Source organism: Akkermansiaceae bacterium (assembly GCA_017798145.1).
In the GTDB taxonomy this organism is placed as follows: Bacteria; Verrucomicrobiota; Verrucomicrobiia; order Verrucomicrobiales; family Akkermansiaceae; genus Luteolibacter.
The window spans coordinates 2862033-2875511 of record CP059069.1 but is presented as its reverse complement, the minus strand read 5'-3'; the positions used below and the strand labels follow the sequence as shown (position 1 = coordinate 2875511).

Annotated in this window: 11 protein-coding genes; 8 read left to right on the top strand and 3 right to left on the bottom strand. The window is 60.1% G+C overall.

Going from position 1 to position 13479, the window contains the following annotated elements; genetic code table 11:
• The first annotated feature begins 201 nt into the window (after positions 1 to 201).
• The 8 genes from HZ994_12245 to lptB all read left to right on the top strand — a co-directional run bounded on the left by HZ994_12245 (position 202) and on the right by lptB (position 10677).
• Positions 202 to 993 carry a hypothetical protein gene (locus tag HZ994_12245; GenBank protein QTN33053.1) on the top strand — a complete coding sequence of 264 codons (792 nt, stop codon included), beginning with the start codon at positions 202 to 204 and terminating at the stop codon, positions 991 to 993.
• Complete coding sequence (locus HZ994_12240) at positions 990 to 4979, top strand: hypothetical protein (protein QTN33052.1); 3990 nt, start codon at positions 990 to 992, stop codon at positions 4977 to 4979. Before HZ994_12245 ends, HZ994_12240 begins: the two co-directional genes overlap by 4 nt.
• Positions 4976 to 5722: a hypothetical protein gene (locus tag HZ994_12235; protein ID QTN33051.1), complete on the top strand. Its 747-nt coding sequence runs from the start codon at positions 4976 to 4978 to the stop codon at positions 5720 to 5722. Before HZ994_12240 ends, HZ994_12235 begins: the two co-directional genes overlap by 4 nt.
• A 198-nt stretch (positions 5723 to 5920) precedes the next feature.
• A complete protein-coding gene (locus tag HZ994_12230) occupies positions 5921 to 6139 on the top strand; it encodes a hypothetical protein (GenBank protein ID QTN33050.1) in 219 nt (72 codons plus the stop codon).
• Positions 6133 to 6495, top strand: a complete 363-nt coding sequence (tnpB, locus tag HZ994_12225) for an IS66 family insertion sequence element accessory protein TnpB (protein QTN33049.1) — start codon at positions 6133 to 6135, stop codon at positions 6493 to 6495. Before HZ994_12230 ends, tnpB begins: the two co-directional genes overlap by 7 nt.
• A 1051-nt stretch (positions 6496 to 7546) precedes the next feature.
• Positions 7547 to 8164, top strand: a complete 618-nt coding sequence (locus tag HZ994_12220) for a transposase (GenBank protein QTN33048.1) — start codon at positions 7547 to 7549, stop codon at positions 8162 to 8164.
• A 469-nt stretch (positions 8165 to 8633) separates the two neighbouring features.
• Entirely contained in the window at positions 8634 to 9866 is a 1233-nt protein-coding gene (locus HZ994_12215) for a hypothetical protein (GenBank protein ID QTN33047.1), read from the top strand.
• A 43-nt stretch (positions 9867 to 9909) separates the two neighbouring features.
• The gene (gene lptB / locus HZ994_12210; protein QTN33046.1) at positions 9910 to 10677 is read left to right on the top strand and encodes an LPS export ABC transporter ATP-binding protein; all 768 of its coding nucleotides are present in this window, start codon (positions 9910 to 9912) and stop codon (positions 10675 to 10677) included.
• Between the two features lie 6 nt (positions 10678 to 10683).
• Here lptB and HZ994_12205 read toward each other — a convergent pair whose 3' ends face one another.
• Genes HZ994_12205 through HZ994_12195 form a run of 3 tightly spaced genes read right to left on the bottom strand, consistent with a single transcriptional unit; the run spans position 10684 to position 13459 of the window.
• Positions 10684 to 11508, bottom strand: a complete 825-nt coding sequence (locus tag HZ994_12205) for a rhomboid family intramembrane serine protease (protein ID QTN33045.1) — start codon at positions 11506 to 11508, stop codon at positions 10684 to 10686.
• Positions 11505 to 12437 (bottom strand): alpha/beta hydrolase, encoded by a 933-nt coding sequence (locus HZ994_12200; GenBank protein ID QTN33044.1) that lies wholly within the window; start codon positions 12435 to 12437, stop codon positions 11505 to 11507. The genes HZ994_12205 and HZ994_12200 overlap by 4 nt, the downstream gene beginning before the upstream one ends.
• Positions 12434 to 13459, bottom strand: coding sequence for a DUF3500 domain-containing protein (locus tag HZ994_12195; protein ID QTN33043.1), 1026 nt, complete (start codon positions 13457 to 13459; stop codon positions 12434 to 12436). Before HZ994_12195 ends, HZ994_12200 begins: the two co-directional genes overlap by 4 nt.
• Positions 13460 to 13479 lie beyond the last annotated feature (20 nt).

Here is a 13479-nt window from a genome sequence, read left to right as displayed (position 1 = left end):
TCCTCACTAGGGGACGGGTTTTAGAAAGCCATACACAGCGGTCGGCATCGACCGCAACGATGCCGCCAAACCGACCGAAAGGCCGGGGAGGCGGCGGCGAATGTCCAGGCCGTTGCCTCCGGGGAACGGCTAAAGGCCGTTGCAGTCGTCTGTGTACGACTTTCTAACTCCCCGTCCACCTGGAAGGAAACCCCAGCAAATATGAAAAAGTTTCCTCTCCCTCTCATTGCGCTTGTCGCCTCGCTTTCAGTTACGAATGCCCAGCAGCAACCCGCCCTTCTCACCGAACCACCAGACGGCAGCGAGGCAATAGCCCCCGAAATCCGCGTCGCGTTACGCCCGGCGGACGTGGAGGAAACCACCGTCACCCGACAGGGAGGGCGCGACATCACGGTTCAGCGCCTCGCGCTTGATCCCAACGACCCGGTGAAGCCCGTAATCTCCGTCAAACCGTCTCCTGCTCCAGCCGTCCCGGCAGGGGAAACGCAGGACGCCGCCCCCACCGCCCCCACCTACCTCACCTTGCTTTCGGCCAGTGTCTATGCGGGTTCACTGACATCTGTGCGCTGGGTTCACTGCAGGGAAGATGGCGCGAGCATCGAATGCTCTGGCTGGTCGAACGTCGATTTCAACCATTTCTCGGGTATCTCCACTTTCCTCGGAACCGACGGGCAACCCCATTGCTTCATCATGGGGATCGGCAACGAAGAATTCCCTGCGGAGGAGGCTCCGCAATTTTCCGGAACTGCCCCCGCATTCATCCCTGACCAGAAGAACCTCCCTGCCGAAGCGCTCGTTCTCATCGACTCGCTACACAAGATCTATGCCACCGAGGGAGCGAAACTAGCCGCCGCCCACCTTGGGCGCGAGCGCGCCGCCAAAGCCAAGGCAGCCGAACTCCTCGCCAACCCGCCCCAGCCAAAGGATCTCATCATCCGCTACCGCATCGCCGAGACGCCTCTCCCAACCCCAGCCGAAGGAGACGCGCAATGAAGCGCCTCTCTTTCCCTCTGGCAGCCGGACTCTGGCTTTTGATTTCTCCCGCCGCACACGCACTGATCGACACCGATACTGATGGTCTCTCAGACTTGTGGGAAACGAAATACGGCTTCCTCATCGGCCCCAATCCGCCCGCCGATCAAGCCCCCGCCGCCGATCCCGATCTGGACGGCTGGACGAACCTCCAAGAGTCCACCGCCGGAACCGATCCCAATGACGGCAGCGTGCCCGTCGGCCTCGTACGCCCAGAAATCTCATACACCCCCGGCACATTCGAGGAAAGCGAGGCCTCCGCAGCCCCGGCTTCGCCCCCACCCGAAAATCCTTTTTCGCCCGGCCCGATCACGCCATCGGGCCCGCCGCCGGTGGTGATCGACCCGCCCATCGTCACCCTTACCTGGCCCACCATCGCCGGAAAAACCTACCAGGTGGCCATTTCGGAAAACCTCGTGGACTGGTCACCCGCTTCCGAAGTGTTTCTGGGCAGCGGCGTGGCGCAGACCTTTGAGTCCGAGAACATTTACGCCGACGGCACCATACCCGCGAAAGTCTTCATGCGCATCGTTATCGGTGACACGGATTCGGACGGCGACACACTCAGCGACTGGGAGGAAAACGAACTCACCCTCGACCCTTTCTCGCCCGACACCGACCGCGACGGGATCCCCGATGGCATCGACGCTGCGCCGAAAGACTCCGGGACCGTAGCCGATCCTGATGGGCTTGGCCTTGAAACCGCAGGACTCATGGTCGGCCTCAAGGCAAACTGGACATTCGAGGAAGCCTCCATGCCCATCGCAAACCTGTTCGGGAAGAACGAGGCTCGCTCCGAGAATCGCGCACCTGGCATCACCCCCGCATGGCCTGTCCTCGTCCCATTCTCCCTCAGCGGCCAGCCCTTTTTCGCGCGGCGCGGCTTCGTTTCCCACGGCCTCCCGCTCGCCGACAAGTCCGTGTTCGGCGACGGCAAGGTTTTTACGGGCATTACCAACTCCTTCACCCTCTCCTTCTGGCACCGCTTCCAGAAAGACAGCATAAAAAACGGCAACACGATCCACAAATGCCTCTGGAGCCTCAGCGATTGCAGGCCCTCGCAAAGCAGCATCGCCAGTAACACGCTGGCCGTCCGACGAAAAAACGCCACCGAAGAGGAATTCTACCTTGGCGCATACACATGGAACACCAGCGGTGGCGCCCCCCACAGCAGCATCATCGGGAAAAGCTTCACCCGTCCCCTCGGCACAGCGGATGACGGGAAATGGCACCACTACACCATCGTCCGCACCGCCGGGAAATACACCCTCTACATCGACGGCACCATCATGCCCGGCCTCGATAACCAAAGCGTCACATGGCTCAACATCCCGCTCACCAAAACCGCCCCGACTTCGCCCACCGACTACAACTACGATTGGAATACCTTCGGGCGCATGGCTCCCAGCCTCCCACAGAACCAGGCGCTCGGCACCTTTGACCGTATCCGCATCTGGTCTCGTCCTCTCAACGGAACCGAGTCGCTTGACCTTTTCCACGAAGACATCGACAACGATGGCCTCTGGGACGTCAGCGAGAACAACACCGAGATCTGGAACGACTTCGACAAGGACAACACCCGCGAACACGGTGAATACGGTTTCATCACCTCCCCCTTCGTCTGGGAAAACACCGTCCGCGACACCGATGGCGACGGCCTCTCCGACCTCGACGAGCAGAACACCCACCAAACCGATATAGCCCACCCCGACACCGACGGCGACCTCCTCCCCGACGGCTGGGAAGTCGCTCACAACCTGAATCCACTCGTCGCAACCGGAGACAACGGCGGCAGCGGCGACCCCGACATCGACGGTGCCACCAACTTCCAGGAATTCAGCTTCGCCTCCGATCCCACTCTCGACGACACGGACGGCGACGGCACTACCGACGGGGCGGAAATCACCAACGGTTCCAACCCGTCTGACGACAGGGACAACGGACAGCCCCTGGCTACCGATAAACGCGTCACGATACTGCTTGGCGTCGGCGACCAGAGCGGCAGCGACAGCGAGGACTACAACCTCAATATATTCCGTATCGACCCCTTGACCGGGGACGAATTCCGCTTCCATACCCACCGCTCCGGAGGGCACGGCTCCTACCTTGAACTTCCTAGAAGCATCTTCCATAAGGGAGAGACCTACACCTTCCAGATCGACTGGCAGAGCAGCACCCAAGGCAGCAGCGGCTATGACCCAAACGCCCCCGGCAAAGGGCCGGACTACGACTACACGCTCAAGATCCAGCCCCAGACCGCCTACCTCGGGAAATTCATCGAGTCCTATGACCCCGCCACCGGCACCAACGACCCCAACACCCCCCTTACGGGAATAGGCAGGCAGGACGTGGCCGCCACCCAGCCCGAGTTCGAAGCGAATTATGAAAACCGGCGCGTCGCCATTGTAGCGCCCAAACTCGTCTGGGAGGAAATCGAAGGATTCGACAACCTCGACACACACATCGACCCCTGGACGCACACAGAGAAAGGCAAACGCATCTTCCCCGGCCGCAAGAACCCTCACGACAACCAAATTCGTCACAAGCTCCGTCTCGTAGCCACCGAAGGCCTCAAAGGCATCGAATGCTACGTCAAATCCTTCGACATCGACGACAGCACGGACGAGGTTTTCGACATGGATGTAGAAGGAGAGAATTCCGTCATCGACACAAATGGCAAAGCCGGGGACGACAACCATCCCAACGACTTCCTTCACACCGCCAAATCGGGCCACTTCTGGGACAACACACAGAACAAGTGGGGGAACAACACCTCCGACAAGGCATTTAACGTCAACGGACGCGCGGAGTTCGACTACCGAGTCGGCATGCAGCCCGGCGATAATTACCGAGCAGTCCTTTCCGTCGAAGACGCACAGGGTTACTCCGAAGTCCAAACATCCAATTCTACGCTTCCAACATACATCGGATTAGAATCCGCACAGACGGGCGAAATAATAGCATCCGAATCACTTACCGTCTGGCGAAGGCTGTGGGTGGAGAATGATTCGATGCTGGCAATCGGCGACGACCCATCCGGCTTCAAGGAGAACTACTTCGAATCAGAAGTAGGAATTCCTGGAATTACGAACAGCTTCGCGCATACGAACGGCAATGATACATGGCTCGTTATTTCTCCCGTAAAAGACTTCTCGAGTTTTGCCAATCTGGAGAACTCACGCATTATTTTTCAAAACGCCACACAGTCTGTTATCGAATCCAAACTTGTAGGTGGTCTAACGGGCACCTATCACCTGAGTATCTCCGGAAATCATGCGAATATTCCCAACGGGACAAGCTTCCGGCTCTACGACGATGATGGTTACGGGCTGACAGAACCGCCACTTCCCCGCAACGATCTAGCCGTAGCCGAGGAAGGATTCATGAGAAAACTATTCTCTACCTCGTTCATCGAAATTATCGATTCAGGATCCTATAACAAAACGAAAACGGTTCCTTTTAAAGTCCATGATCCATTGCTTCCAGAAGTTCAGTCAGTCACTTCGAATGCTAGGGAACTTGTCGAAACCAAGAGCTTTTGGATAGCACCACTCACGACTGCATACCAATTTAACATTCATGAGGATGATGATCCCAAATTCGAGATACCAACCGATGGCGCGACCACACCAATAAATGGCATTGAACAGGCGGTTGTGTATGTTGAAAACTGCCGGGAATGGTTTGATAACTCATTCAGAATTGCGGCCGCTGGTGCCAATCCCGTAATCGGAAATGAGGCACGGGAGGATCTTAAAAACTATATCATAGCAGTGGCCGCACACGAAATCGGGCATCAACCCGGAACTCAGGACGGAGAAATTCATCATGCTGAGAAAGGACTGATGAGGGGCGGCGGAGTGGCAGATCCTACTAGGCCCGAGATTGAAGTCTTTTCCGCAACCTCGGTTTTCCGGTTTAGAAATAACAAAAGCTGGTCAAAATGAGATTGTATCGTTGGTTGATAATTGGATTCGTCACGGCATTTATGTCGCTTTCCTCCTTCGCACAAGAAGGAGCGAACGGTTTCGCGGTATGTTCGGATTTGGCGTTGCAGTTATCCTATGAGTTTAGCCCTAAGAATGGTGATGACTTTCCGAAAGTATGGGACGATTTCATAGGAATCAGTCTCATCAAATCTGGAAAAATGGCGATAGATGTAAATTACATGAAAGGCGCCAATTCGCTGGCATTAGTTCCGGGAGCACCGGCAATCCGAGCCGACTCGAGTATTTCGCGGGAATATCATGCTCATCACCTCCTCATTATCAGTAGGGAAGACATATTTGACAAACGTACCGAAGCTAAGGGGCGGTATGCAGTTCTTGCTAGTCCCAAGACGCTGGAACCAGCAAGCCGATCCTTTCCACGATATTTTATACCAATGGCTGAATCTGATGCGATTCTTGCACAAATTCCAAATTTCGACCCTGCCGCCCAACCGCTTGCTTTCGACAAAGTGGATCAACTGGAAAGGGAAGAGAAAGAACAGGACAGGGACACGGTGGAATATCTCAAGCAAAAGTACTTGGAAATGAAGGTGCGGAAGGCAAAGGATTTCCTGATTCCCAGCGGCAAATCCACAAAAGAAAGTTCCAACGGAAGATTTTGGGTGTTTATCGTCGTTACAGCTTTTGCTTTACTGGCATGGCTGATCGCTAGAATTATTAAGCGGAAACGAGGGGCGTGACAATGATGTTGAAGAATCATAATTATACTATTGCGCATAAAGATTTGTGATTCGGGAAGAACTGGAAGTTGAGTGCCAGTAGGTTTTTGAGCACTGAATCATCTCTACAATATCCGTGAATTCCGTAGGGCGATGCTTCGTAAGCGTCCCAAAATCCACCCCCTATCGTAATCCCCTTGGTCTGCCACACTGGCCGCCATGTCCAGTTCCGATCCCGGCTATCCGCAGCCTCTGAAATGCACCGATGCTCGTTTCGTCGAAGTCGAGTTCCCACGCCAGCTCCGACCGCGCCTGGTCATCGAGTTCTCCGAGGGTCTCTCGCTTCTGCTCGAAGATCGCGATGCCGTCCCGCTCGCCGCCGACTTCATCGCCGCGTTCCGCGACCACCTCGCCGCGAAAGGAGGCCGCCCGTGCTGAACCTCACTGCCAACTCCCTCAAGGTCTTCCTCGCCCTCGATCCCTGCGACATGCGCAAATCCTTCAACGGCCTCCAGCAACTCGCCTCCGACCATCTCCAGGGCACTCCGGCAGCACGGGACTTCCTTTTCGTCTTCACCAACAAGCGCCGCAACCGCCTGAAAATCCTCTATTTCGATGGCACCGGCACATGGGTCGCGGCCAAACGACTGGAGAAAGGCCGTTTCAGCTGGCCGGTTCCCAGCGAGCCGGGCCAGCGCCGCATCAAGCTCCACGCCGAGGCTTTGCAGCTTCTCATCAACGGCGTGGATCTTCGCGGAGCCGCCTTCAAGCCATGGTATGAGCGCCCGGAATAATCTTCGGAAAAAATCCGCCCCCAGACCATTTCAGGCACGCTTATTGCTACTAGGAATCTAGTGGATAATGGCATTCCAACGGATCTCGAAACCCTGCTCCTTCGCTTCGGTGAAATGGAAAGGGAGATCGCGTCACTCAAGGCCGAAAACACCCACCTCAAAGCCGAACTCGCCCGCAAAGACAGGATCATCGCCGGACTCCAGCAACGCCTCTTCGGCTCCAGCAGCGAGAAGCTTGACCCCGCCCAGCTCCAGCTCCTCTTCGATGAAATGGTTCTGGGAAAGCCCGAGCCTCTTCCGGAAACAAGCGGCGAAACATCCGCACCGGAGGAGGAAAAACCAAATGCCCCAAAAAACCGCCGCACCAAAGCCGAGCGTTTCCCCAGGAACCTCCTGATCCTCATCGAAAAGGAAATCATCCCCGATGAAGTCCTCGCCAACCCTGACGCATGGCAGCAGATCGGCGAGGAGCACCACGACGAACTCGACGTCACCAAAGCCGAGATGTTCTGGCGTCGCACCGTTCGCAAAAAGTTCGTCCACAAAACCGAGAAAGCCCGCCCGCCGCTCATCGCACCCGCCCCGCTTCCCAGCATCCCCGGCACCCTTTTGGCTCCCGCGCTCGCCGCCCAGATCATCGCCGACAAATACGAAGACCACCTTCCCCACTACCGGCAGTCCCAGCGCTTCCGACGACGGCACGACATCGACATCAGGCGGCAAACCCTCAACACCTGGACCCACGCCACCGCCCGCCACCTCGCCCCCATCGGCCGGGCGATCAAAGCCGAACTCCTTCTCGCCGGCGAACTGCAGATCGATGAAACACCCATCGACTATCTCGATCCCGGCCACGGCTCCACCCGCGAAGGGCGCCTCTGGGTATACCGCGACAACGCCACGGGCACATGTTACTTCGACTGGCACGCCGGGCGCGGAGCCGACTGCCTGTTAGACTTCCTCGGCTACGACGAGGTCACCAACACCATAGCCTACCAAGGCGGCATGCATACCGACGGCTACGGAGTTTACGACACCGTAGCGAAAAAACATGGCCTCCGCCACGCCGGCTGCCTCGCCCACACCCGCCGCAAGTTCACCGACCTCGGCAAAGCCACACCCGAAGTCACCGTCCCCATCCTGCTATACATCCAGCGCATCTATCACATCGAAAAGCAAACCCGCCAGACCGCCGCGCCACCCGCCTGCCGCGAACTCATACGCCGCGCCCGCAGCCGCCCCCATCGCCGATAAGCTCCACCGCTTCGTCCTCGCGGAACGCCAGCGGCACCTCCCCGGCAGCGATGTGGCTCAAGCCATCAACTACACCCTCAACCAGTGGCACAAGATCCTCGTCTGCTTCGAGGACGGAGCGCTCGAGCTCGACACCAACCTCGTCGAGAACATGATCCGCCCCACCAAGCTGGGCATGAAAAACTGGATGTTCTTCGGCAGTCTCGAGGCCGGGGAAAACAACGCCCTAATCTACACCCTGCTGGCCAACTGCCGCGCCCAAGGCCTCGATCCCGAGGATTACCTTGTCGAAGTCCTCAAGCGGCTGCCTCACGATGCCACCCCCGAGCAAGCCTCCGCGCTAACCCCGGCCCGAATCGCCGCCGAGCGCAAAGCCAAGGCCGAAACGAAAGCCGAAGCCGAGCAAGTCGCCTGACCGCCCGCGCCCCCCACCGCTACGCCGGAGCAACGCCAGGGGGATGAATTTAGGACGCTTACGGCTCATCGGTCTGGCCGCCTCGAAGTTCCGGCCAAGTCCGCGATCAGATCAAATCCGGAGGCCGTTTGATTGGGTTGCGAGCCCGCCGCGATCAGGCGCCTGCGGGCGACCTCCGATTTCGTGAAGTGGGTCTTCTTCGACTCGGCTTCCAGTCCCCTGGCCAAGTCGTCCGGGATGCAGGCCAGAGTTGCTCCTCTCGGAGTGATGCCAACGCTGTGCAATCGCAAGAAAATTTGATGGAGAGCAATATTGATTACATGAAGGGTATCAAGGCAATGGGGGAAATGGCGGCGATCGAAGATCGCCACGTCTTCCACGAACGGGTGGATATTGCGATTGTCTGCACGCCAGCAATGGATATTGTCTTCTGAAGCCCTAACACCGGAACCTCACACACCCGCATCCATTGCCGCGCCTCCTTTCCATCCTGCTGCTCGCCGCTCCCGCGCTCTGCGCTGCGGAACCTTCCCCCGAAGGCAGGAAAAACCCGGTTTCCCTGCTCCCGGACGGTAGCGTGCTCAAGGGTGTCCTACTCCCCCGCTACGATTCGCAGCGCAACCTCTCCGGAGACCTGCTCACCGAGACCATGACCCTCGTCAACCCCGAGCTGGTCAAGGGCGAGAACGTCCTCATCCGTTTCTACAACCCGGACCGCAGCCTGCGCGGCAAAGTCAAGCTCAGGAGCGCCCTCTTCGATCAGGTGAAATCGCTCCTCACCGCCGAGGAAGAGGTGGAAATCACCAACGACCGCCTCATCGCCCGCGGCAGCGGCCTCGCCTACGCCTTCCAGGATGGCGAGGGCTTCCTCCGCGGCCCGGCAAACACCTGGATCTCAGCCCCGCCCACCACCACCATGAACGCAAACCCGCTCTCACGCGCCGCACTCATCGCTCTCTGCCTCGCTCCCTCCCCGCTCATCGCCCTGCCGCCGCCCTTCGTTTCCGAGGAGGAAGTGGCAGCCATCAAGGAGCAGGCGAAATCCATGAAACCTGAGGCGGATGCGCTCAACGCCGCCTCCGCAGGCACCCTCGCGGCAGACATCGGCAGCGGCGAAAAAGCCGGCGCTGCGGCCACCGCATTCATCAACAACAGCGGCCTGGAAACAAGCGCCGCCGAAGAGCCAGGGAAATCCCCGGAAGCCGCACCGCTGGAAATCAAGCCATCCCCCGATGACACCCTCATCACCTGCGATGGCGGCATGTATTTCGATGCCGACGAGGGCGTCCTGGTTTATCTGAAAAACGTCGTGGTCAAAGACCCCCGCTTCGATCTCAAGGGAGCGGATCAGCTCAAGGTCTTCTTCGACAAGAAAACCGCGGATCCAAAAGCCCCGAAGAAGCCAGCAGCCGGCGTGGGGAACTTCGGCGATGTGAAAAAGCTCATCGCAGAGGGTGCCGTACTCCTCAACCAGAAATCGGTCGGCGGGAAAGACGCCGTCCAAGCCAGCGGCAGGGTGCTGACCTACGACATCCCCAGCGGGGAAATCATCATCCATGGCGGCTACCCATGGGTCAAACAGGGCACGTATTTCGCCCGCGCCATGGAGCCGAACCTCACCCTCCGCCTCCTCAACGACGGCTCCTTCTCCACCCAGGGCAACTGGCAGATGGGCGGCAACCTGAACCTGAAAGGCCGCTAGCCCCCTCCTTGTGGCATACAGCTTCGAATTTGACGTTCCATCCATGATCCACGATCCCGGCTCCACCTGCACAGACACCGCCAACGCCGTCCTCTCCGCCCAAGGCCTGCGTAAAACCTACGGCGGGCGCGCCGTCGTCGATGGCGTCTGCGTCACCGTGCGCCCCAGGGAAATCGTCGGCCTCATGGGGCCCAACGGCGCGGGGAAAACCACCTCCTTCTACATGATCGCCGGGCTCATCCCGGCGGAGGGCGGCACCGTCCATCTCAACGGCCAGGACATTTCCAAGCTGCCCATGCACCGCCGCGCACGCCTCGGCCTCGGCTATCTCCCCCAGGAGGAATCCGTGTTCCGCAAGCTCTCCGTCCTCGACAACCTCCTCGCCATCCTTGAGACCCGCCCCGGACTCTCCCGCTCGGACCAGAAAGAGCGGGCCCACGATCTCCTGGCCCGCTTCGGCATCACCAAGCTCGCCAAATCCCTCGCCATCACCCTTTCCGGCGGAGAGAAACGCCGCCTCGCCATCGCCCGTTCGCTTTGCTCGGATCCCCGTGTGCTCATGCTCGACGAGCCCTTCGCCGGCATCGATCCGCTCGCCGTCGAGGACATCCAGCGCATCGTCCGCGAGCTGCGCGAAAAGGACGGCCTCGCAATCCTCATCACGGACCACTCCGTACGCGAGACCCTCTCGATCACGGACCGCGCCTTCCTCATCCACGATGGCCGCGTCATCCTGGAAGGCCCGTCCTCGGAGCTCGTCAACGACCCCATCGCCCGCAAGCACTACCTCGGCGAGGATTTCAGGATGTAAGTGCGGTCAGCCTCCCCAACGGCAGATCACTCCGGCGAGCACTCCGGCGCAGAAGCCGAAGACATGCCCGAAGACATCGACTCCCTCGCCCGGCGCCGCACCACCGAGCCAGCCGAGCAGGACGAAACCGGCCAGCAACGGGGCGATGACCCGGAGCCATGGCATGCGGATTTTTTCGCGGGAATTCTCCACGATGCCGATCCCGGACAGGATGCCGAGCGCACCGAATACGGCGGTCGATGCGCCAAGCGAACGGAAATCCACAGGCCACAGGATCCATGAGGTGATCGCATTCCCGGCGGTGCCCGCCAGCAGGATCATGGACCAGCCTTTCCACGGCCCGAGGGATTTCGAGACGAGCATCCCGAACACCGCGCCGCTGGCCAGGTTCCCGGCGATGTGTGGCCCGTCGCCATGGAGGAAGAGCGCGGTGAAGGGCCGCCACCACTCGCCGTTGCCGATGAGAGCCCGGCTCGAGGAGGCGAAGCGGTCGGAGATGGTCGGATCGATGGACTGGGAACGGAAGACGAGGAGGAGGGTGGCGGCCCAAACGAGGAAATGGAGTGCCCCGGCGGGGTGGGCACCCCAGTTGGAGGGGAGCAGCGGCAAGGCCTCCCCGGTGCGGGATTCCTCTTCGTATGCCTTGAGCTCCTCGGAAACCTTCGGGGCTGCGGATGGCTCGGCCCGCACATCGTATCCGCCCGGCTCGTCGCCGTGCTCGACGCGGATCGCCTCCCCCATGGCGAGGGCGACGAGCGCGTGCTCGTGCGCCTCATCGAGCGAGGAGTATTTGCCGACATCGACCCATTCCTCTTCCGGTTCTTCGCTCATGGGGTGGATGTTTCCGCAATGTGGTCCAGGGCCGATCCGGCGCGGAGCATGGCGAGCGAAAAATGCCCCAGGCCATCGACGACATCAAGGGCGGCGGCGGGCATTTTCGAGACCAGATCGCGCACAAGGGCGGCGGGGATATTCCTGTCATCCGCACCATGCCAGTAGCGGATCGGGTGGCGAATTTCCTCGGGTTTGATGGCGGGCTTGCGGAGGTAGACTTCCGAATCGGTCATCACGCCCTGCCCGCCGGAGAGGCCGCAGACGCCCTCGGTGAAACTTTTCGCAAGCACCGGCCAAATCTCCGGATCACGGAGGATGATCTCCCTGTCTTCCGCCGCGAGGCTGCGCAGGAGCAGGGACATCGGCAGCGCATCCGGCCTGCATTTCGCTGCCAGTGATGCGATGCGGAAGCCTGCGGTGAAAAACGGCGCCGGCGCCTTCCGCAGCGGGATGAGGGCGCGGTAGAGCGGGTGCAGCCCCTTTGCTCCGATGCCGGTCAGGGGCAATGGCACCATGCCTGCGAGCACGGCGGAGGCGGTCAGCCGCTGAGGGATCATCGCCGCGCAGGCAAGCACATACGGGCCACCTCCGGAGACACCGATTTGGCCGAATTTTCCGATCCCCAGATGATCCGCGAAGCGAGCCATGAGATCGGGCCAGTCCTCCAGCTTGCGTTCACGGACAAGCGTCGATCTCCCGAGACCCGGCCTGTCCATCGCGATGACTCGCAGCCCGCGCTCCGCCGCGAGGTGGTGCGCCAGCCGCGCCTGCAGGCGGGAGCTCGGCCAGCCGTGGTAGTAGAAGACGGGATTCCCGGAGGGGTCTCCGAATTCATTCCAGGCGAGAAAAAGGCCGGGGGAATGCTCCCAGAAATTTGGCTCCCGGGCAGGCGGGAGGTCGCGCAGGAAATGGAGATTGGCGCTCAATGGTCGTGTCCGACGTGATCGCCAAGGAGATCGTTGCCGAAGTCGTTGGATTGGTCGCGCCAGGTGGCGTGGACGTGGTTGCCGTTGTTCTGGACGTTTGCGACTTCCACTAGGAACGTAGTACCTTGGATGCGGTAGTAGTAGGGCTCGCCGCGCTTGAGGCCGCCGGCCCAGCCGAAGCGGAGCTTATCCATATCGGCCAGGATTTTGGCGAGATCGGCTTCGGCGAGCTCCTTGCGGTGGCGGTTCGCGAACTCGGCGATGAGTTCCTTGAGCGCGGCCTGTTGGGCGGCGGTCATTTCCGTTGCAATGACACCGACAGGGTCGAGCTGTTTCGCCTTGCGGTCCTCGGCGGTGAGGATTTCTCCGGGAGGTTTCTCGGAGAAGACGACTTGCTTGCCGGTTTCCCTGAGGGTGGTGGCCAGGGCTCGGGCGAGGTCTTCCTCGGCGGCGAGGGGGCGGGTGCCTTTCATCGGGTGGTCTATCATGACCTCGCCGGGGTTGGTGGCGAAGAAGGACGGGGTGACGGAAACGGCCTTGCCGTCGGCGATCGTGTAGTTGAGCGATAGGTGGTGCCCCTCGAAGCGCCAGCCCCAGGTTCCGCCGGCTTTTGGCTCACCGAAGACGGAGGTGAAATAGGCCTTGGGATTGCGGAAGTCGGGGCGTTTCTCGATCTCCGCAAGGAAGGCTTCGAGCGCCATGATCGCATCGACCTTGCCAAGGCCGGGATCGCTGAGGGCGGTCTTGAGGAGCGTGCGGACGTGGGCGGTCTGTTTTTCATCGAGATCTTCGAGCGGGACACCTTTGCGCGCGCGCGGCACGAAGCCCCATGCCTCGCGCTGGTCGGACTCAAATGGAAAGCGGGCTTTCTTCGCCTGGGCCTCACCGAGGGAGGAGAGGAAGGCGTTGGCGGCGGCGGCCATTTCCGTGGTGACGGCTGTTAGATCCGCAGATGGTTTTGCGGGCTCCCTGGCGAGGAGGGATGCGGCGGAGATGAGGCCGAGAAGCAGGGATGTTTTCATGGGTACGAAGGTTACGGTGC